This is a genomic window from uncultured Serinicoccus sp. (genome assembly GCF_947500995.1).
Taxonomy (GTDB): Bacteria; Actinomycetota; Actinomycetes; order Actinomycetales; family Dermatophilaceae; genus Ornithinicoccus.
Window position 1 is genome coordinate 1 of record NZ_CANMUA010000038.1, and the last position, 461, is coordinate 461.

The 461-nt window shown below is 67.5% G+C and carries 1 protein-coding gene; it reads right to left on the reverse strand.

All coding sequences use genetic code 11. From position 1 onward, the window contains the following. The coding region (locus tag Q0967_RS17345; protein ID WP_299451321.1) for a transposase at positions 1-347 on the reverse strand (347 nt) is incomplete at its 3' end. Between the last annotated feature and the right edge of the window lie 114 nt (positions 348-461).

Below are 461 nucleotides of genomic sequence, written 5' to 3' on the forward strand. Positions count from 1 at the left end.
CGGGTCGAGACGCCGTGGACGTAGGCCTCCATCACCACCGCGTACAGCGCCTGGTCGATCCGCCGACGCGGTTCCAGGATCGAGGGGAAGAAGCTACCGGTGCGCAGCTTGGGGATCGCGACCGTAACGTCACCGCCCTTGGTCGTGAGCAGCTTGGGCCGGGACCCGTTGCGCTCGGTCGCGCGTGTGTCCGTGCGTTCGTAGCGGCCGGCGCCGATGGTCTCGGCGGCCTCGGTCTCGATCAGCTCCTGCAGGACCATGCGGACGGACTCGCGGACCAGGTCCACGCCGTCACCGGCACGAAGTGCGTCCAACAGGTCGGACACGGCAGACTGGGGAAGGGTCATCGGTGAGATCTCCTCTGGTGAGTACTTGGCGGTACACACCGAGCATCTCGCCGATGACCCCCTCACACCAGGGCACCACACCGGCCACCCAAACCCCACCACTCCACGGGACTC